Raw genomic sequence first — 21,455 nt, forward strand, 5'->3', positions numbered from 1 at the left:
AACATTTTTATGGACAAAGAATTATCCAAAAATTGATTTCACTCTCACTAAAGCAGAAGCCACCACTTGGTGCATATCATAATACTTATATTCTGCCAAGCGGCCACCAAAAATCACGTCTTTTTCTTCCGAAGCCAGTGTGCGATACAACTTAAACATTTCCGTATTTTTATCATCGTTGATTGGATAATACGCTTCCATTCCAGAATTCCATTCGCATGGATATTCTTTTGTCACAACTGTTTTAGGCTGTTTTCCAAATTCAAAATGTTTGTGTTCAATCATTCTGGTAAAAGGAATATGTGCTTCGGTGTAGTTGACAACGGCATTTCCTTGATAATTCTCTTGGTCAAGTACTTCATTTTCAAAACGTAAACTTCTGTACTCTAATTTTCCAAAACAATAATCATAATACTCGTCGATATGACCTGTAAATACAATTTTATCAGCAATTGCTTGAAATGCTTCACGATTTTCAAAAAAATCTGTTGAAGTTTTTACTTCTATTCCATTCAATAATCCTTCGGTCAATTTATTATAACCTCCAATCGGAATACCTTGGTATTTATCGTTAAAGTAATTATTATCAAAAGTAAACCTCAGTGGAAGTCTTTTGATGATAAATGCAGGAAGTTCAGTTGCTTTTCTTCCCCACTGTTTTTCAGTATAACCTTTAATTAATTTATGGTAAATATCTGTACCAACTAAAGAAATTGCTTGCTCTTCAAGATTTTGCGGGTCTGTAATTCCCGAAGCAGCTACTTGCTCATTGATTTTATCTTGAGCCTCTTGAGGTGTTTTTACTTTCCATAATTGATAAAAGGTATTCATATTGAAAGGTAGATTGTACAATTCACCTTCAAAATTAGCCAATGGAGAGTTGGTATAACGATTAAATTCAACGAATGAATTTACATAATCCCAAATGGCTTTATCATTCGTATGAAAAATATGCGCACCGTATTTATGAACGTTAATGCCTTCTATTTCTTCGCAATATATATTACCACCGAGATGAGTTCTTTTATCAATTACAAGGCATTTTTTGCCTCTTTTATTAGCCTCATGCGCAAAAACAGCACCAAACAATCCAGCACCAACTATCACAAAATCGTATTGTTTCATAATTTCTCTGGTGTTCTATTTCAAGTTTTTAATTTTAGTATTAAGAGTAAGACGGAAATCTAATAATTCATTGAACGATTGCCAACAAACTTTAAGTAATTTCATTTTACGGATTGAAACTTCGCCAGTAGCTCTTTCTTTGTGAACAATTGGAATATTGAATAATTCTTGTCCAGCCTTTTTAGCCATAATTGCTAGAAAAATATTTGGAGCAAATGGCACAGGATTTGGTAATTGAGCTAACAATTTCTTCAGGAAATTACCTTCAATTAATCTAAAAGGGATATTTGAGTCCATGATAAAAGTACCATAAACAAAAAACATACTATATCTTAAAATTCTAGTAATCAATAATCTGAATGGGTCATCATGTCGTACTTGTCTATGACCTAATATGAATTTAGATTGTTGGCGCTTCTCCCAAAGTAATTTTACATCTTCAGGAATAAATTGATCATCAGAATCTGTTTGAAAAATATATTCAGCACCTAATTCAACAGCTTTACGATAGGCATGAACTACGGCATTACCATGTCCTCCATTGGGTTGATGAACAACAACAAGTTTAGGATAGAGAGGTTTTAATTCATCTAAAATTTTACCAGTATTATCTTTGGAACCGTCATTCACTACAATAAGACGAGTATTTTCTGTTGCAAATTCACTGTCTAAAAGATCCGACCAGATTTTTACTACTTCAGCCATACAATCTTGTTCATTGTAAGCAGGCATGACAATCGCTAATTTGATACTCATTCAGTTGTTGGGGGTAAAGCTAGATTAAGAATTTAAAAATAAAAAAAAGCTAAAAAGCATTAAGTAGGATGTTGATGTCGTATTGTGAATTATATAGTATAAATCAGCACTTTAAAATTCCAACTCATCACTTACAATTCACAGCTCTTACTTAGTATATCAATAAGGCTTAGCTTTCAAACCACAAAAATATCTAAAGCTAGGCACAAAACCGATTTTAGTTTAATACTTTATTGTTAATAAGCTTTTTTTGATGAATTAATAAGTAAAATACTTTTTCAAATAATTGATTGGTTTCTCTACACAATACCAAGACAAACTTGCAAGAGTTACAGTAAGCATCAGAAAATATAGTAATTCAAAGCTTAAATTAAGGGTAAAGTAAGGAGCAATCCTTTGAATTTTATGCAAGCCTCTCAACACAATACTCGTCTGTGGTGTATGATAATAATTATAGACAAAATTATGGTATAAATAAATTCCATAGCTTATACGTCCTAAATATTGACAAACAGGGTTTTCAAAAAACCATTTTACATAACCAGAATAGCCTGCAACAGCTTTAGCAATCAGGAAAAAACAGAAAACAGCCGCAAGAAATCTTTCTGCAACAAGGTTACCAAAATTATAAATCTGATGTGTTTCTTTTTGCTGGATTTGAGTTAGAGCCACACAAATAGCGTAAACGATAAAACTCAATATGACAAACCTTCCATTTGCAATTTTCTCGAAAACTTCTTCCTTCTTAAAAGTAAAATAATATGCCATTAAACCTCCTAAACCAAAACAATCAAGTGCTGTGGGCATGAGTACATATTGAATTAACCAAGGACTTCCTTGAAAATAAAAGTAAAGTCTAAACCCAATTGAAATGGCTATCATTATCCATAACAATTTCAGATAATTGCGAGTCGGAAGAAAAAGAATTAGATAAGGAAAAACTAAATAATATTGTTCCTCAACAGCTAAAGACCAAAGGTGATCGATTGTACCCATCCAATGCTGATTGATAGCAATGTATAAATTAGTACTGTATGTAAGACACCAAACGAGGGTTTCACGAACGGGTGGAACATCAAAATAATATAATGCAAAAATAGACAAAAAGTAAATGGGGAAAATCCTGATGCTTCGTCGAATGATAAACTGCTTTACAGAAAACCAATGACTTCTTCCATACTGGTCATCTTTCAACTTACTTTGAATCAAAATTCTTGTTATCAAAAATCCACTCAAAACAAAAAACATTGTTACACCAAGATGACCTAAAGGAAAAGGGTTTCGCTCAGTCAGCCAATGATCTACCAGCACCAAAGCTACTGCTAAAAAGCGTACTCCATCTAATTGCGAAAAATAGGTTTCTTTTTTTTCTTGAGACATATTAAGTTTGTTGAAGCTCAATAAATACAGAAGGCTAATGAATAAGGATATTAATAAAACTAAAGTTAGTTAAATACAAAAGTAGCTCCTTTTTAAACCTTACCCAAAGAAATAGGCTATTTCTTAGTGATTGTAAACTCTACTCTCCTATTCAGACGACGTCGTTCTTCGGTAGCATTGCTGGCTACTGGGCGAGTTTGCCCCCAGCCTTTTGTCGTAATTCTATTCGGTGCAATCCCTTGACTAGTAATGTATTTTTTTACAGCATTTACTCTGTCCTCAGATAATTGAAGATTCAACTGAAAATCTCCCTGATTGTCGGTATGTCCTTCAAATAGAATTTCTAAATCTGGGAATTCATTCATCACTTGAATAATTCTGTCTAAATCTCTCATCGCTGAAGCCTGTAATTTTGCATCACCTTGCTGAAAAGTTAAACTATTTAATATACCTTTATTTCCTATTTCTAATGGCAATAAGTACAAGTCCTTATTTATTTCTCTGTAGCTTTTTACATTCGTCAAATCAATTGTTTCACTGATACCTAAGTAACCTTTTGCCACAGGCACAAAATCTACTACTTCATGTAAAGGCAGAATAAATTTAAAGTTCCCATTTGCTGGTTCATACGTTCTTTGTTCTGATTTTAAAGTAGCATTTCTTGGAATCATCATAATTGTAGAAGCGATGCTTTGTTTATCAGTAGTACTCAAAACATTTCCTGAAATAATTACTACAGGATCTGGCTGTACTTTTTTTGGTAAAGTCAATTTAAAAATATCTTCCTTATTATTCTCATTAAAAGAACATACGTAAGCAAATTCTCCTGAAGCGGGTAAAGTAAAATATCCATCCCAATAAGGAGTATTAATGGCTTCCCCAAGGTTTTCAGGCTCTGACCAATTTGTCCAAGTATCATCTAAACGCTGGCTTTTAAAAATGTCGTTATCACCAAAACCCGGAAAACCACGGGTAGAAAAATATAATGTTTTGGTATCTGCCGCTATGAAAGGAGTCATTTCGTGTTCAATGCTATTAACAGTTTTTCCTAGACTTTTGGGCTCTGTCCAAGTACTATTACTTTTTTTGAAAGAAACATACAAATCTCTTTTCCCAACAGCATTTTTTCGTTGAATAGACATAATCATAATGTTTCCATCAGCCGATAAAGTAAACTCAGCGTTCGGACTTTGATTATAATAATTATCTATTTTTACTTCTTCAGGAAAAGTCCAAGCTCCTCCATTTTTGAAAGAACGAGAAATTCCAGACGACAATCTCCCATTTTTGTGGTATTTATTCATCAATAACATTTCTGTTCCATCTGTAGAAATCGCAAAAACAGCATTTTTATCTTTGGTATTGATGGGCACTCCAATATTTTTGGCTTTAGTCCATTCTTTACTTTCATTAAGTTTACTAAACCAAACATCCTGATCTTTTTGTTTGCCAAAAAGACTTATATAGTTTCTAGTAAAATACAAAGTATTACCATCGCTAGAAATCACTGGAGCAAATTCTTGATGTCTTGAATTTACTCCTTTACCAAGGTTTTCTCGCATTACTTCTATTGGCGCATCTTGAGCAACATGAATATTGGCTTGCACTGGATTTTCAAGTGTTGAAATACCGATGGCATCCAACTGAATTAACTCGCTATATTTTCGTTTATTGATATATATACCTATGCCAAAAACGCTAAAAGAGGTTTTCTTTGGTAAAATAATATTGAACATTTCTCCTTTTTCAGGAGCTTGCAAAGTATCTATTTGTTGAAAAAGTACATGAGCTTGCATTAAAGAATCAAAAGCAATTATTTTTTCGATTGCCGCTTCCCCAAAATTTTTCGCTATACTTATTTGCTGAATCGCAATGGTGGTATCAAAACTTACCTTGATAAATTCTTCACTATCTAATGTTTTAAAAGCTGGCTGCCAAGCTAAACCACTCGCTACAAATTGAGGTAACACATTAGGTTTGCCAAGTATTTGATTAGCTCTATTGGCAGATGGTTGGAAAGGAACGATGTTTTCGGAAGAAAATTCCAATACTTTACTTGCCCAGAATACTTGTTGAGCAGTAATACTGAATGAAAAAGAATATAGTAATAAAAGTATGGCTAATGATTTACTTTTCATTTAAAAGCTATTTATTCCTTTTCTAAAACAAAAACAATACCAATTTGCAGAAATTAAATAGATTAACGAAAGACTAATCTGTAAAAAATCTTTTAATTACCCAATAAAATACAAAATCTCTTTCCATTAGTGATGCTAATGAAAAGAGATTTCTTTATTGATAATAAGTAAAGTAGCTTAGTTTTTAATAATCATAAACTCTACTCTTCTATTAAATTTCCTTTTTTCTTCCGAATTATTACTTGAAACGGGTCTGGTAGAACCATAACCTTGTGTTTGAATTCGCTTCATATCAACGCCCTTACTTGCTAAATATTTCTTTACTTCTTCTACTCTTTGTTTTGATAAAGTTAAATTGGCATTCCAATCGCCTTGATTGTCGGTATGTCCTTCCAACATAATTTCCATCGTAGCATTTTCTTTCATTACTGCTACAATTCTATCAAGTTCAGGATATGAATTCGGCAAAATATCATATTTACTTTGTTCAAAAAACACGCTATTTAGTGTCATTCTCTGCCCAGGTTCTATCGGAACTAAATAAATATTTTTCTTGAGTTCTTTAAAAGTATTTTCTTTAGAAAAATCTAAAGTTTCAGAAAATGACAAAAAGCCTTTTTGTGAAACTAAAATATTGTAAGTTTTTTGCGCTGGAAGCATCAATTTATAATCACCCGTTTCTGGATCAAAAGTAACACATACAGTATCAGCAGTATTCATTGCTTGAAGCGTGATTTTTGCTTTAACAGGTTTATTTGTAACGATATTAAATACACTTCCCGTCAATTGAACTACCGCATTGGGCTTGATAGATTCTGGCACTTTGAATTTGAAAATATCTTCTTGTCCAATCGCATTTTCCCTAGAACTATAATAAGCAAAATCACTTAATGCTGAAATTGAAAAATAACCATCCCATTCAGAAGTATTAATGCTGGAACCTACATTTTCGGGTTCTGACCATTTCAACCAAGTATCGTCTAAACGGCGAGTCACAAAAATATCGCTACTACCATAACCACTAAAACCGTAAGACGAAAAGTATAAAGTAGTGCCGTCAGCCGCCAAAAATGGAGAACTTTCATCATCGGCGGTATTAATTGTTTTTCCGGCATTTACAGGTTCAGACCATTTCCCATCAGCTTGTAAAAAAGACAAATAAATATCTTTCCCTCCTTGTGTTTCTTTAAATTGCCCCGTCAAAATAAGTACTCTGCCATTAGCTGAAAAACTGTATTCAGAAAATTCAGACTTATTTTTAAAGTTTTTGATTGATAATGCCTCAGGAAAATTCCATCCTTTTTCGCTCTTTTTCGCAATTGAAACACCATTTGCCATTCCTCCATCTTTCAGATAAACATTATTTAACAAAATTGTTTTTCCATCTGGAGAAATTGCACAAAGCGCATTATGTTCAGTATTATTTATGGGCGCTGGCATCGAACGTGCCACTCCCCATTTATTATCCTTTTGTAATTCTGAATACCAAACATCTTGATTTTTATCTTTACCAAGATTTTCTGGATGTTCCCAACGAGTGAAATACAATGTTTTTCCATCTGGAGAAATCACGGGTGCAATTTCTCGGTAAAGAGAATTCACATTTTGTCCAAGATTTTCTTTAATGATTTGCTGAGGAAGATTTTTAGCCAGATTTACCGAAGCTTTAATTGGTGTAGTAGATTGAGAAATACCGATGGCATCAATTTGATTCCAACCTTTTACTCTTGCAGTGTTCAGCACTAATTTTATACTTCTAACTTTATAAGTTGTAGGCTTCGTAAGAACTAAATTTAACATTTTACCCATTTCAAAACTAGGAGCTGTTTTATTCGTCCATAGCAATTTTAAATTATCCTGTTCATCAAAAGCTTCGACACGCACAATACAACCTTGCCCATAATTTTCGGCAATAGCAACTTGCTGAATGGGCATGAGTGTATCAAAACTTACGATTAAAAACTCTTCTTGAGGATTATCTTGTGTAAGTGGTTGCCAAGCACAAGGAGAAGTACCCACCATTGGTAATTTACTCGGTTTTCCTAAAGCTTGTGTGGCTCTGTTTTCTTTAGTTGTTTTTGCATCTGAATACTCAGAAGAAAAAGCAACTACCTTACTTGCCCAAAATGTTTTTTGTGCAGTAGCAATGTAGGAAATGAGAAAGAATAATAAAAAAGCGAATATTCTCATTATCAATAGTTTAATGAAGCGATTAGTTTTTACTGATAAAATTAAACGAAAATTGTCTTTTTTTATTATTCTTCCTAAAATTTGCGACTCAAAGTAAAGTATTATTTGATTTTTTTAAGATTAGCAATTGTCTCGATTGGGTCTTTCGCACCAAAAACATAGCTTCCTGCAATCAATATATCTGCTCCAGCATCTACTAATTTCTGTCCAGTTTCTTGGTTAACACCACCATCAATTTCAATTAAAGTATTCAATCCTTTTTCCTGAATCATGCTACGAAGTTTACGAACTTTATCATACGTAGATTCAATGAATTTTTGTCCACCATAACCTGGGTTCACCGACATCAACAATACCATTTCGCAATCTGGCAAGATTTCTTCCAACACAGAAACTGGCGTAGCTGGATTCAACACTACTCCTGCCAAACAGCCTAAATCTTTGATTTGCTGAAGTGTACGATGTAAATGCGTACAAGCTTCATAATGAACTGTAATATTAGTAGCTCCTAATTTTTTAAATTCAGCTAAATAACGTTCTGGCTTTTCAATCATCAAATGAACATCAAGCGGTTTTTTAGCATGGCGATTGATGGCTTCGATTACGGGCATTCCAAAAGAAATGTTAGGCACAAAGTGACCGTCCATTACATCAATATGAAACCAATCAGCATCAGAGGCATTTACCATTTCAATATCTCTCTGAAGATTTGCGAAGTCTGCTGCAAGCAAAGAAGGAGCAATAAGGATATTATTCATGCATTAATAGCGAAACGTTGATGTATTTTCAAAGATTTCAATCAAACGCCCGTCTTTTTCTTTAAATTAATTTTTGTTTTTGGCTCGACACTCATTTAAAGTATCCTTGCAAAATTACCACATATTCTACTTAGGCACAAAGGCAAAAGTAAAAAGCGTGGAAAACTTTGATAAACAAAAAGAGAATTTTAGCCGAAAATTTTAAGATTACTTATATTTTGGCGGTAAATTCGGTAAATTTTTAAAGCTTATTGGAATGAACCCACAGGAACAAATCAACCAATTGACCGATCGGTTGAATGAACTGAACCATCGATATTATATCACTGCTGATTCAGAAGTATCTGATTTTGAATTCGATAAACTTCTTGAACAATTACAGCAATTAGAGAAAGAATTCCCTGATTTTGTCAGAGCTGATTCTCCAACTCATCGTGTTGGTGGTGCAGTTTCAAAGGAATTTGAAGCAGTAAATCACCGTTTTCCAATGCTTTCCTTAGGAAATACTTATAACGAAGGTGAATTAGCTGATTTTGATGAAAGAGTAAGAAAAGGACTCAACAACGAACCTTACGAATATATTTGCGAATTAAAATTTGACGGTGTGGCACTTTCTGTTTGGTATGAAAATGGCAAATTGGTGCGAGGTGTAACTCGTGGAGATGGTGTGCGTGGCGATGATATTACGGCGAACATTAAAACCATTCGTACTTTGCCTTTGAGTATCAATGCTGAAAACTTACCTGCTGTTTTTGAAGTACGTGGCGAAGGTTTTATGCCTTTAACTTCTTTCGAATCGTTGAATAAAGAACGGGAAGATATTGGTGAAGCTTTATTGGCAAATCCTAGAAATGCAGCTTCTGGTACTTTTAAAATGCAAGATTCATCGGTTGTAGCCAAAAGAAAAATGGATTGCTACCTCTATCAATTTTTATCGTACGACGAAGTTTTTGAAAGTCATGAAGAAAGTCTTCATTGGATGAAAAAAGCAGGTTTCAACGTTTCGCCTACATGGGAAAAATGCAATAATATTCAAGAAGTATTTGCATTTATCGAACGTTGGGACAAAGCTCGTCATGATTTACCGCTGAATACTGACGGTATTGTTATCAAAATAAATTCTTTTGCTCAAAGAGAAGTATTAGGCTATACAGCTAAATCTCCACGCTGGGCAATTGCTTATAAATACAAATCAGAATCAGCTTCAACTTCCTTAGAAACAGTAAGTTATCAAGTTGGCAGAACAGGGAACGTTACGCCTGTTGCTAATTTAAAACCTGTTTTATTAGCTGGAACAGTTGTAAAACGTGCAAGCATTCATAATGCCAATGAAATTGATCGACTGGATTTACACATTGGTGATACTGTTTTTGTAGAAAAAGGCGGAGAAATTATTCCAAAAATCACAGGTGTTGATACCAGTAAAAGAAGTTTGACTTTTGAAAAAGTACAATTTCCCATTACTTGTCCAGAATGTGATACGCCTTTGATTAGAAAAGATGGAGAAGCCAACCATTATTGTCCGAATGAAAAAGGTTGTCCTCCGCAGATTAAAGGAAAAATCGAGCATTTTATTCAAAGAAAAGCGTTGAACATTGAAAATTTGGGAACTGAATCTATTGATTTATTTTATCAAAAAGGCATTATAAAAAGTCCAGCTGATTTGTATGATTTGACGAAAGAAAAACTAGCTAATCTGGAAGGTTTCAAAGAAAAATCTATTAATAATATTCTTGCTGGCGTTGAGAAATCGAAAGAGATTCCATTCAAACAAGTATTATTCGGTATCGGTATCCGTTTTGTGGGTGCTACAGTTGCTGAAAAATTGGCTTCGTATTTTAACAATATCGATGCCATTGCGAAAGCAAGTTATGAAGACTTGTTACAAGTACCCGAAATTGGCGATAGAATTGCGCAAAGTGTTGTTGCTTTCTTTCAAGATGAGGATAATCAAGCTTATATTGCTCGTTTGAAAGACGCTAAGTTGCAATTTATCCATGAAACTACCGAAATTGTTGTAGAAGGGAACAGTTTAGAAGGAAAAACTTTCGTAATTTCGGGAACTTTTCAAAATTTCGAACGTGATGATTTGAAGATAAAAATTGAAGCAAATGGCGGGAAAGTATTGAGTGGTGTTTCTGGAAAGTTAAACTTTCTAGTTGCTGGTTCAGAAGCTGGTCCTTCAAAATTGCAAAAAGCCCAAAAATTGGGTGTTCAAATTATTTCAGAAGATGATTTTTTAAGTATGTTGGAAGGATAAACTTTGAGATGTGAGCTATGAGTTTTTTATTCATTCATTGACTATTTGTTAATAAACATCATCCATTTTCAAATTACTATACTTTCAAATTTTCAAATTACCACACAGACCAATAGTTTTTTAAATATAGACGATTGTATAATCGTAAAATTTCCAAAAATGAGACCAAAATTCCACGGCGTAGCTCCAGCTTTAGTAACCCCAATGTTTGAAGATGGAAGTATTGATTATGAAGGGTTAAAAAGATTAGTACAGCACGTAAGCGACGGTGGCGTTGATTACTTGGTAGTTCAAGGAACAACTGGTGAATCTGCCACGACAAGTACCAAAGAAAAAATTGCGATTTTAGAATTCATTAAGGAAAATAACTCAAAGAATTTACCAATCGTTTACGGACTTGGCGGAAACAATACGCCAGAAGTAATCAAATCTATTCAAGCAACTGATTTTACGGGTATTGATGCAATCCTTTCGGTATGTCCTTATTATAACAAACCGGGTGCTCGTGGCGTAATTGCTCATTATTCTGCCATTGCTGATGCTTCACCAGTACCAGTAATTATGTATAATATTCCGGGACGTTCGGGCATCAATATGTCGGCAGCAACTACTTTAAAATTAGCAGAACATCCAAATATTATCGGTGTAAAAGAAGCTTCTTGCATCATCGAACAATGTATGGAAATTTATAAAGATAAGCCTGAAGATTTCTTATTAATCTCTGGCGACGATGTTCAGGCTGTGCCAATCATTGCTTGCGGTGGAGTTGGAGTAATGTCTGTAATTGCTAATGCTATTCCTGCAAAATTCACTAAAATGATTCATGCTGCTTTGGATGGCGATTTCTCGACTGCTCGTAATTTATTAGGACATTTCTTGGCAATTGACCCTCTTTTATATGAAGAAGGGAATCCAGTAGGTGTGAAAAAAATTCTCGAATTAAAAGGAATTAGTGGTTCTGATGTACGTTTACCATTAATGAAAGCTTCTGATGAATTAGGCGAAAGAATGACTGTTATTATTGAAAAAGACAACTTATAATTATTCATTTTAGGTTTACTTAATCTTATTTTTACTCAAAATTAGATTAAGTAGTCCATATAAAATAAACTACGTTGCTGTTCTGTTTAAATTAAAATAATTAATCTTTTAGGCAATGACAGCTCAAAACTCATCACTCACAATTCACAACTCTTACTTATGTTTGTTCACGTAGTAAATTTTTGGTTAAAGAAAGACTTGTCAGAAGCTGACCGTCAGAAATTTGTTGAAGGTGTAAAAACTCTTGGCAATATCGAAAGTATTAAAACGTTTAGTGTAGGTCCTCCTGCTGCTACAGATCGCCCAGTAATCGACCGTAGTTATGATTTCTGCGAGCTTACCGTGTTTGATGATGCGGCTGGACACGACGAATATCAAGTACATCCCCTTCATCTAAAGTTTATAGATGATTGTAAACATCTTTGGGAAAAGGTTTTAATTTATGATTCGGAAAGTATCTAAGTGGACTAAGTCAACGGTAGGTTTTGTTTGTTTGTCATTTTTCTTAACAAATTGTCAACCAACCAAAACCTTTCAACCTACTTCTTACTATAGTCCAAACTACCAAAGTGGTGGTTATGATCAACATACAGGTTTAGGTTTTAAAGTTCCTGATAAATATGCAATTGATGTATTGCAGGGAGATGAACAGCCTAAAGAAAGTTTTGAAGAAATGGAAAAATTAACCATTTCGGAAGAATTTCCATTAACAGCCAAGCAAGAATATAAAGGCACAATGTTAAAACGTGGAAATGACCAACAGGAAAAAGAAGCAATTTTAGCTAGAATGGTAGCGCAAGCACAAGATTTAGGTGCAAGCGGACTGATGAAAGTAAATTATAAAGTATTTTCAACCGCTACTACTTCAGGTTATATTTTAACAGGCACCGCTTTTAAATATGTTTTAAAAAGAAGTGCTAGGGAAAATTAAGATTATTTAAAAGGGACGTTTGACAATTCAGACGTCCCTTTTTTCAATAAATTACCTACATAAATCTCTACAAATTAATCTAATATTGAAGTGTATTCATTGCTTAAATTCTTCACTCTATCTCATCGTTAGTATCGTTTTAATACTCGATTGAATCAAATGTATTAACACAAAAAAGGACAATCTGATAAATCAAATTGCCCTCTATTTATAAAAATCTCAAATCTCGTCGCTGCAAGCTGAACCCTATTTTTTACTCATTTTCTCATCTTTCTCAAAATCCAAAGCCAAAGAATTTAAGCAATAGCGTAATCCCGTTGGTGCTGGACCGTCTTCAAAAACATGTCCTAAATGTGCTCCACAACGGCTACACATTATTTCTACTCTTTCCATCCCAAAGCTATTATCGGCTACTTCCAAAATAGCATCTTTATGAATGGCTTTGTAAAAAGAAGGCCAACCCGTTCCCGATTCAAATTTTGTTTGAGAATCAAAAAGTGGAAGCTTGCAACAAACACATTTATAAATTCCTTTTTCATGGTTTTTCCAATACGCTCCTGAACAAGCCAACTCTGTACTTTTTCTTCTGGTTACTTTAAATTGCTCAGGTGTCAAAATCTTCAGCCATTCAGCATCTGTTTTCACAACTGTAAATTTATGATGAGTGACACCCGCTTTTTCATCTTGAGCAGTACAGTTTGTCAGCACAGCCATACAAGTAATTAATGTTATTAAGACGATTTTCATTTCCTTTTTTGTGTTTAAATGTAATTCAATTTAACTACGTAAAAATGCGATGAAATAGTTTGTTGAAAAGTCAGAAAAAAGACCTTTTATCTAATTATGAATTAATAATTATGAGTTATTATCTATTCAAACAATTTTTATAAGCCTTTGTTCAAAGCCAGATTTAGTGAAATTAATACTTCTCTGTCAAATTTTTCATTAATAATCAGTACTGTACAATGGTTTAAAATTTTCCAATTTTCTTTGAATAAGAACAAATAAAAAGGATTAAATCAGTTTTTAAAGGGCAATTTGTAGCGACAACTCTTGCTGTTGTCGTTTCAGACGAGCAACCGCAAGGGTTGCAACTACACCAAATCATTGGTTAAACAGACATTTTAAATACTAATTTAATCCTTCGTACAGTACTAATTAATAATTCATATCTAAAAAACCTATCTATAAATCTTCTGAGAAGGTACTCTTGATAAAATTATTAAGCCGATAATAAAGAAAACCGTCAAGAAAAGTACGCTCATACGCATACTTCCTGTTAATTGATTCACCAAACCAAACATAAACGTACCGATAACGGTAGAAAGTCGGTCGCAAACATCGTAAAAACTAAAGTATGAAGCAGTATCATGTGTTTCTTCAGGAATCAATTTCGCATAAGTAGAACGAGAAAGCGACTGAATCCCACCCATTACAAAACCGATACCAGTCGCTAAAAAGTAAAATTCATTACGAGTCGTCACAAAATAAGCCGCAATACAAATAAACACCCAACTGATTACAATGATGGAAAGCGATTTAGTATTGCCGACTTTTTCCGAGATTTTCGCAAACAAATATGCACCAACAATGGCAACTAGCTGAATCAATAAAACAGTTACAATCAACGCATCAGAAGGCAATTTCAATTCTTCACTTCCAAACAATGCACCTAAATACATAACAGTTTGCGCCCCCATATTGTAGAAAAAGAAAGAAGTTAAAAAACGTTTCGTGATATTTAGGTTTTCTAATTCGTTGAATACTTTCTTTAATTCTTTAAAACCGTTGAAAATCCAGCTTCCCTCCTGTTTTTGTACTTTAGAATCTTTCGGTAAATAGAAAAATGAATATTGGGCAAAAACAATCCACCAAATTCCAACCGTTAAAAACGAAATTCTTGAAGCTTCTCCTCCACTAATTCCACCATACCATTCAGGTTTTAAAACCATTGTTAAATTCTGGATCAACAAAATCACACTTCCTAAATATCCCATTGTAAAACCTCTGGCTGATAGTCTATCATATTGGTCTTCCGTAGCAATTTCAGGTAAATATGAATTATAAAAAACGATACTTCCACCCCAGCCTACTATTGAAAATAGAAAAGCAAAAGTGCCTAAATAATATCTTCCTTCTTCAAAAAAATACATTAACATACAGCTAATGGCACCCAAATAACAATACATTTTCATGAATACCTTTTTCTTACCCGTGTAATCTGAAATAGCAGAAACAAGTGGCACAGAAAAAGCTAATAACAAAAAGCCAATCGAAACAGCATAAGAATACAAAACGGTATTTTCAAGTTGAAAACCGAAAAAGTCTAAAGTTCTACTTTTTGAAGGCAACATAATTGCCGCAATTGGATAATAAATCGGAAAAATGGCTGAAGTAATGGTAAGAGAATGAACCGAATTTGCCCAGTCGTACATTGTCCAGGCGGTTAAGGTTTTAGGGTTATTTTTCATGGTTCAATTAAAAATATAATGCTAAGCTGCTTGATTTTTATGGAGTGTATGGCAAATATAGTTGAATCCCTCAAGTTTTACTTAAAACAAGCTTAGTCTATTCGTTAATTTAATTCACTAATCATGATTTAGAAGCGGTAAAGAATGATATAAATCATTTATTGACATTTTTTATATAGATTTTCTAAGTTCAAGCAATATTCTTGTTAAAAAGTTTGTATTCTATATAAGATTGGGAAAACCAATCTTATGCGATCCAATAACCATTATAAATTATTAAATCTCTTTATGAAACGTCATGAATTTCTAAAATCAATTGGTTTCAGAGGTGCCGCTCTTATGGCTGTACTCACTGCCTGCACTAAAGCTGAAGATTCTGTTTTACCTGCCTTAACAATTTCGCCCACTAGTGCTGGTACTGGTTCAAGTACTGACACAGGAACTGGAACAACAACCCCTAGCACAGGAACTGATTTAAGTACTATCACCAACCGCTTACTCACCATCGATTTATCTTCTAGCACAGCAACTAATCTTAACAAAGTAGGAGGTTACATTACCCAGAGTGGTATTGTGGTCGCTCAAGCATCAACAGGAGTATTTGTTGCAGCAACGCAAACCTGCTCGCATGAACCCAAAAAGAGAGTCATTTTTAATGTAAACGAATATTATTGCACCGACCACGGCGCTAGATTTACTCTTACTGGCGTAGGTAAAAATAGCTTCGGAAGCAAAGGACTCACCGTTTATAAAACCGCCACAGATGGCAAAACCCTTGTGGTTTACAGTTAAACTCAATCAAATTCTTATGAAATCTATCATCGTATCACTTTGTTTTTTATTGTTTTTCTCAAATCCTGATTGGACATTAGATTTTGAAAAAGCTAAAACTGAAGCTAATCAATCCAAAAAATATATTCTTTTGAATTTTTCTGGTTCTGATTGGTGCATTCCTTGTATTAAATTGAAAAAAGACATTTTCGAGTCTGAAATTTTTCAAAAATACGCTAATGAAAATTTGGTTTTGGTAAGAGCGGATTTTCCAAGATTGAAAAAAAATCAATTAGATGCTAAACAGACTGCTCAAAATGAACAACTAGCTGAAAAATATAATAACCAAGGGAAATTTCCTTTGACGGTTCTAATTGATGCCAACGGCAAAAAAGTTAAAGAATGGGATGGTTATCCAAATACTTTAACCCCAGAAAGCTTTATCAACGAAATCCAAACGTCAACTCATGCTCGTTAGTGATTCAAGCCATCTGATTCATAAGAAAAAACTGAAACTCATGGGCAATGCCTTTGAAATTAGTGTTGTTGATGAAAATGAAGATTGGGCAAATGAGCGAATAGCAGAAGCCATTGATGAAATCAGTAGGATTGAAAAGCTATTGACTACTTTTTCAGACAATAGCCAAACTAATCTGATTAATCAAAATGCTGGTATTCAAGCTGTAAAAGTTGATAGAGAAGTTTTTGAGTTAATTCAGCGTTCAATTAGAATTTCTGAGCTGACTCAAGGAGCATTTGATATTACTTATGGTTCTATCGACAAAAGTCTCTGGAACTTTGATTTAACAATGAAAGCACTTCCAGATGCAGAAACCGCTCGCCAATCTGTTCGATTAATCAATTATAAAAATGTCATCTTAAATCAACAGGATTCAAGTATTTTTTTGAAAGAAAAAGGAATGCGAATCGGTTTTGGAGGAATTGGCAAAGGTTATGCCGCAGAAAAAGCAAAAGCATTGATGATTGCCAAAGGTGTAAAAAGTGGAATTGTGAATGCTGCTGGTGATTTAACAACATGGGGAACCCAACCCAATGGAAAATCGTGGACAATTGGCATTGCCGACCCAGATGCCCAACAAAGTACTTTTTCGGCATTGAATATCAGTAATGTTGCAGTAGCGACTTCTGGCAATTATGAAAAGTTTGTTGTGATTGATGGAAAGAAATATTCGCATACAATCGACCCAAAAACTGGCTTGCCTGTTTCAGGCATTAAAAGCGTTACGATTTTAAGTCCGAATGCAGAAATAGCCGATGCAATGGCAACGCCAGTAATGGTGATGGGCGTAAAAGTAGGTTTAAATCTTATTAATCAAATTCAAGGAATTGCTTGTATCATTGTTGACGACCATAATAAAATCTTTACTTCCAAAAATATTAACATCAAATAAAGAAGCTATTTAAACTTCACAATCATGAATAAAAGAAAATATCCATATATAGTGGCTTTTATGGTTCTAGTAGGACTTTCAAGCCAATCTTGTGTTTCTGTAAAGGAATACCAAAAAAGTAGAATCAATGATTCTGAGATGGAGTTAGCATCAAGAAAGTCTGAGAAATTTGAACAGAGTTTTTATATGTATCGTGAAGGTGCATCTGGTGCAAACGGTGGAAAAAGTGGTGGTGGTTGTGGATGTAATTGATTGTTAGATTTTAGATAAAAGATATAAGAAGCAAGATAAATACTGTAAAAGATATTGATTCAAAATCTTAGTGAGTCAACCTTTATTCAAATATCTCTACTTAAATCTTACTTCTTGTATCTTGCTTCTTTACATTAAAACTAACCACTTAATCCTTAATCAAATGAAGAAAATCATCTTATCAGTTGCTGTATTAATGTCGGCAATGATCAACAATACTTTTGCGCAAAACAAAACCACAGAGGAAGCCTCCTCGTATGAAAAAAGAAAGTTAAAAATTGAAGAAGTAAATTTTGTATCAAGTTATTATGGTCAAGATGGCAACAATTCGGCAGTAACAGGTGGAATTGGTACAGAAAAATTAACCGATTTCGCCAATTCAATTGATTTAAAATTGACAAAGTACGATTGGAAAAATCGTTTACATACTTTCAATATTGATTTGAATGTGGACTTTTATACTTCTGCTTCTTCTGATAACATCGACCCTTTAACTGTTTCTTCAGCATCCAGAAAAGATACTCACTTTTATCCTACTATTAGTTGGAGTATGAAAAACGATGCAAACAGAACAACCAAAGGGCTGAGTTTCTCTTACTCAACTGAATATGATTATAAATCTTATGGATTCAATTTGAATTTTGCGAAAGCATCAAAAGACAACAATCGTGAATTCAGTATTAAAGGTGGTGCTTTCTTTGATACTTGGTCGGTAATTTTACCGCCAGAACTTCGACCAACCAATTATGGTTCAGGCGCACACGGCGACCGTGACCCAATTGAATCAAGACCGAGAAATTCTTATAATCTTGCTTTCTCTTTGTCACAAATTATTAATAAACGCTTACAAGTATTGGTAACCGCCGAACCAGCCTATCAAGAAGGTTTACTCAGTACTCCTTTTCATCGAATTTACTTTAAAGATGGTTCAGAAAGTGTAGAAAGATTACCGGGAACAAGGATGAAATTACCAATCGGAATGCGACTAAGTTATTTCTTGGGTGATAGAACCATTCTGAGAGCATTTTACAGATATTATTTGGATGATTGGGGTATGAAAGCCAATACAATGAATTTAGAAGCAACTGTAAAATTAAGCCCTTATGTTTCATTTAGCCCATTTTATCGATACAACACTCAAACAGCAGTGAAGTATTTTAATCCTTATGGACAAAATGATATTAACAGCGCTTATTATACCAGCGACTACGACATCTCTGGTTTCAACAGTACTTTTATTGGTTCAGGAGTAAGATTTATGCCAGCCAAAGGAGTTTTGGGAATCAAAGAATGGAATAGTTTAGAATTACGATATGGACATTATACTCGAACTACAGGCATGACTTCAAATATTGTAACGATGTTAGTGAAGTTTAAGTAAGTATCTGTAAAATACCCATTTAAAAGCGTAGAAAAGCCGAAAGGTTTTCTCTACGCTTTTTGTTTTCTGTTGAATTTCACAAAAAATCCAACAAATATGGCTTTACAATAAAATAGTTTTAATTTTAGCCCATTCTCGTTCATTGTTTCATTCATAAAACATAAACTTTATGGCTAAGACACATTTACTGAATCTCATCCAAAAGCTTAGTGCATTAGCCGATTTATCAAATAAAGCGGGAATGCCTCCTATAGATGAAATTGCTGAATGGTTTGAACATCAGTCAGAAAAGGGTAATCGCCGAGATTTTATCAAACAAAGTATTGGCGCTAGTTCAATCTTACTAGCAAGTAATGCTTTTTCCCTTCCTGTAACTAATTCCCCCGCTCACCTAAAAATTGCTATTATTGGTGCAGGTATTGCAGGGCTAAATGCTGGTTATACACTTCATAAAAATAACTTCACACACAATTTTTCTATTTATGAAGCTTCTGGAAGAATTGGTGGAAGAATTTATACTGATAAACTCAACGGAAATAACGCCACCACTGAACTTGGTGCTGAATTTATTGATTGCAATCATGAAGATATGCTTTGCTTGGCAAATGAGTTGGGCATTGAAAAAATTGATACTCAGAAAGATACTTTAGTTTCTGATTTATTTGTTATTGATGGCAAGAAGTATCATATCAAAGATGCAATTAAATCTTTTCAGAACATCAGACAAAAAATAGCGACCGATGCCAAAGCTCAAGGTAAAAACTATTTTGATTTGGACTATACTTCACTCAAAGAATACCTTTCATCTTTAGAAACTGATGCTTGGTTTTTAAAGGGACTTTCTTTGGCTTATACAGGAGAATATGGGTTGGAAACAGAAGTACAATCTTCGCTCAACTTCATTGAATTAATTGGCGAGCAAGAACAAGGTACTTTTGATATTTTTGGGAAAAGCGACGAGCGTTTCAAACTAAAAGGAGGAAATCATCAAATCTGTGAAAAAATTGCGAAAAAATTCCCTAACAAAATACATTACAATCACGCTCTTCAACATATTCGCAACAAAAACAAAGGATTTTTATTGAAGTTTAGTAATCAATCAGAAGAAGTATTTGCTGATTTTGTGATTATGACCATTCCATTCACTATTCTGAAAAATATAGAAGGAATTAATACTTTATCTGGAATGAGTAAAGAAAAACTAAACAGTATTCAAGGATTAGGTTATGGTACCAATGCCAAATGTTTTTTGGAATTCAAAGAAAGAGTTTGGCGTAAGCATGGCTATAATGGTGCTTTTTATGCAGATGATTTACAAAATGGTTGGGATAGTTTCTTGCTACAAAATCAAAACCAAGGAAAATCTATTTTTACGATTTTCTTGGGCGGAGAAAATGGTGCAGAAGTAACCAGTAAAAGTGGAGAATCGTATTTACCTAAAATTGAAGAAGCATTTTCAGGTGCAACAGCTAACTATTCTGGTTATACCAATCAGTTTAATTGGTCGAAATATCCCTTTTCAAAAGGTAGCTATCAATGTTTAAAAACTGGACAAAGAATTACGATGCTGAAGCATATTGACACACCATTAGGAAATTTACTCTTTGCAGGAGAACACTGTAGTAAAGAGTTTGGTGGTTTTATGAATGGCGGTGCTGAAACAGGTAGAATCGCAGCTGAAAGAATCATTAAAAAAGTTCTTAATCGAAGATAATTAATAACGCTCTTTCAAAAATAATTTTGCTTATTCTGAAATATTCTATTTGATAAGGACAAGAAGATTTTTCGCTTCTATTAATTTTATGCTGTAGAGGAAATTCCTTTTAACTAATTTTTATAAACAAAAATAAAATATGTCACTTCAAAATAAAACCATTTTAGTCACAGGAGCGAGCAAAGGTATTGGTAGAGCATTGGCTTTATTATTAGCAGATAAAGGCGTAAATCTTAGTCTTGTAGCCAGAAGCGAAGCCGAACTTGTTAGTTTAAAAAGTGAAATCGAAGCCAAAGGAGCTAAAGCTGAAATATTTGTAGGTTCTGTGGGCGATGACGTTTTCGTAAAAGCATGTATTTCTGCAACGATAGAAATATTTGGTAAAATTGATGCTTTGATTAACAATGCTGGATTCGGAATTTTCAAACAAGCTAGCGACATCAGTACTGAAGAATGGGATTCAATTTATGAAACCAATGTAAAAGGCACTTTCTTGTTTTGTCGTGAAGCCATTCCATTCATGAAATCTGCTGGCGAAGGACACATCATCAACATTGCATCAGATGTTGCCAAACGAGTTTTTGATGGTGGTTCACTATACTGTTCATCAAAATATGCTCAAGATGCTTTCTCGATGGCATTACGCAAAGAAGTTCGCAAAGACGGCATCAAAGTATCGGTAGTATATTCAGGTTTAGTGGATACTTATTTCCATACTCGTGAAGAAGGCGACCCTTATCAAGCCAAATATTTAACTTCACAAAACATGGCTGATACAATTACTTATATTCTCGAAGCCCCAAAACATGTGGTGATTGATGAATTGATGATTCACCCAATGAGTCAGGATTATTAACAGAAGTCTATTAAAATTT

19 protein-coding genes are annotated in these 21,455 nt (G+C 33.9%); 11 read left to right on the plus strand and 8 right to left on the minus strand.

Going from position 1 to position 21,455, the window contains the following annotated elements; all coding sequences use genetic code 11:
- Positions 1-21: 21 nt before the first annotated feature.
- From glf to rpe, 6 genes are all read right to left on the minus strand, one after another.
- On the minus strand, positions 22-1,125 hold the full coding sequence (gene glf, locus ABID42_RS22325) for a UDP-galactopyranose mutase (RefSeq protein WP_367285550.1): 1,104 nt from the start codon (positions 1,123-1,125) through the stop codon (positions 22-24).
- A 15-nt stretch (positions 1,126-1,140) separates the two neighbouring features.
- On the minus strand, positions 1,141-1,881 hold the full coding sequence (locus tag ABID42_RS22330) for a glycosyltransferase family 2 protein (protein ID WP_367285551.1): 741 nt from the start codon (positions 1,879-1,881) through the stop codon (positions 1,141-1,143).
- Positions 1,882-2,139: 258 nt separating this feature from the next.
- Entirely contained in the window at positions 2,140-3,261 is a 1,122-nt protein-coding gene (locus ABID42_RS22335; RefSeq protein WP_367285552.1) for an acyltransferase family protein, read from the minus strand.
- Between the two features lie 116 nt (positions 3,262-3,377).
- Positions 3,378-5,399 carry an OmpA family protein gene (locus tag ABID42_RS22340; RefSeq protein WP_367285553.1) on the minus strand — a complete coding sequence of 674 codons (2,022 nt, stop codon included), beginning with the start codon at positions 5,397-5,399 and terminating at the stop codon, positions 3,378-3,380.
- A gap of 177 nt (positions 5,400-5,576) precedes the next feature.
- Complete coding sequence (locus tag ABID42_RS22345) at positions 5,577-7,589, minus strand: OmpA family protein (RefSeq protein WP_367285554.1); 2,013 nt, start codon at positions 7,587-7,589, stop codon at positions 5,577-5,579.
- Positions 7,590-7,690: 101 nt separating this feature from the next.
- Positions 7,691-8,347, minus strand: coding sequence for a ribulose-phosphate 3-epimerase (gene rpe / locus ABID42_RS22350; RefSeq protein WP_367285555.1), 657 nt, complete (start codon positions 8,345-8,347; stop codon positions 7,691-7,693).
- A gap of 256 nt (positions 8,348-8,603) precedes the next feature.
- On the opposite strand from rpe, the gene ligA reads away from it, so the two are divergent.
- The 4 genes from ligA (at position 8,604) to ABID42_RS22370 (ending at position 12,579) form a co-directional block, all read left to right on the plus strand.
- Positions 8,604-10,607, plus strand: coding sequence for an NAD-dependent DNA ligase LigA (gene ligA, locus ABID42_RS22355; protein WP_367285556.1), 2,004 nt, complete (start codon positions 8,604-8,606; stop codon positions 10,605-10,607).
- Between the two features lie 159 nt (positions 10,608-10,766).
- Positions 10,767-11,648 (plus strand): 4-hydroxy-tetrahydrodipicolinate synthase, encoded by an 882-nt coding sequence (gene dapA, locus ABID42_RS22360; RefSeq protein ID WP_367285557.1) that lies wholly within the window; start codon positions 10,767-10,769, stop codon positions 11,646-11,648.
- A gap of 159 nt (positions 11,649-11,807) precedes the next feature.
- Positions 11,808-12,110 carry a Dabb family protein gene (locus tag ABID42_RS22365; protein ID WP_184135611.1) on the plus strand — a complete coding sequence of 101 codons (303 nt, stop codon included), beginning with the start codon at positions 11,808-11,810 and terminating at the stop codon, positions 12,108-12,110.
- Positions 12,091-12,579: a hypothetical protein gene (locus tag ABID42_RS22370; protein ID WP_367285558.1), complete on the plus strand. Its 489-nt coding sequence runs from the start codon at positions 12,091-12,093 to the stop codon at positions 12,577-12,579. Before ABID42_RS22365 ends, ABID42_RS22370 begins: the two co-directional genes overlap by 20 nt.
- A gap of 246 nt (positions 12,580-12,825) precedes the next feature.
- Here the strand turns inward: ABID42_RS22370 and msrB are convergent, their stop codons facing one another.
- The gene (gene msrB, locus ABID42_RS22375) at positions 12,826-13,326 is read right to left on the minus strand and encodes a peptide-methionine (R)-S-oxide reductase MsrB (protein ID WP_367285559.1); all 501 of its coding nucleotides are present in this window, start codon (positions 13,324-13,326) and stop codon (positions 12,826-12,828) included.
- 434 nt (positions 13,327-13,760) lie between these two features.
- Positions 13,761-15,050 carry an MFS transporter gene (locus tag ABID42_RS22380; protein ID WP_367285560.1) on the minus strand — a complete coding sequence of 430 codons (1,290 nt, stop codon included), beginning with the start codon at positions 15,048-15,050 and terminating at the stop codon, positions 13,761-13,763.
- A 288-nt stretch (positions 15,051-15,338) separates the two neighbouring features.
- On the opposite strand from ABID42_RS22380, the gene ABID42_RS22385 reads away from it, so the two are divergent.
- From ABID42_RS22385 to ABID42_RS22415, 7 genes are all read left to right on the plus strand, one after another.
- A complete protein-coding gene (locus ABID42_RS22385; RefSeq protein ID WP_367285561.1) occupies positions 15,339-15,842 on the plus strand; it encodes a (2Fe-2S)-binding protein in 504 nt (167 codons plus the stop codon).
- A gap of 16 nt (positions 15,843-15,858) precedes the next feature.
- The gene (locus ABID42_RS22390; RefSeq protein ID WP_367285562.1) at positions 15,859-16,299 is read left to right on the plus strand and encodes a thioredoxin family protein; all 441 of its coding nucleotides are present in this window, start codon (positions 15,859-15,861) and stop codon (positions 16,297-16,299) included.
- Positions 16,289-17,233, plus strand: a complete 945-nt coding sequence (locus ABID42_RS22395; protein ID WP_367285563.1) for an FAD:protein FMN transferase — start codon at positions 16,289-16,291, stop codon at positions 17,231-17,233. The genes ABID42_RS22390 and ABID42_RS22395 overlap by 11 nt, the downstream gene beginning before the upstream one ends.
- A 60-nt stretch (positions 17,234-17,293) precedes the next feature.
- Positions 17,294-17,485 carry a DUF4266 domain-containing protein gene (locus tag ABID42_RS22400; protein WP_323259153.1) on the plus strand — a complete coding sequence of 64 codons (192 nt, stop codon included), beginning with the start codon at positions 17,294-17,296 and terminating at the stop codon, positions 17,483-17,485.
- A 163-nt stretch (positions 17,486-17,648) separates the two neighbouring features.
- A complete protein-coding gene (locus ABID42_RS22405; protein ID WP_367285564.1) occupies positions 17,649-18,866 on the plus strand; it encodes a DUF3570 domain-containing protein in 1,218 nt (405 codons plus the stop codon).
- Between the two features lie 169 nt (positions 18,867-19,035).
- Complete coding sequence (locus tag ABID42_RS22410; protein ID WP_367285565.1) at positions 19,036-20,580, plus strand: flavin monoamine oxidase family protein; 1,545 nt, start codon at positions 19,036-19,038, stop codon at positions 20,578-20,580.
- Positions 20,581-20,719: 139 nt separating this feature from the next.
- Positions 20,720-21,436: an SDR family oxidoreductase gene (locus ABID42_RS22415; protein WP_367285566.1), complete on the plus strand. Its 717-nt coding sequence runs from the start codon at positions 20,720-20,722 to the stop codon at positions 21,434-21,436.
- Positions 21,437-21,455 lie beyond the last annotated feature (19 nt).

It is taken from the genome of Arcicella rosea (genome assembly GCF_040543805.1).
GTDB classification, from domain to species: domain Bacteria; phylum Bacteroidota; class Bacteroidia; order Cytophagales; family Spirosomataceae; genus Arcicella; species Arcicella rosea.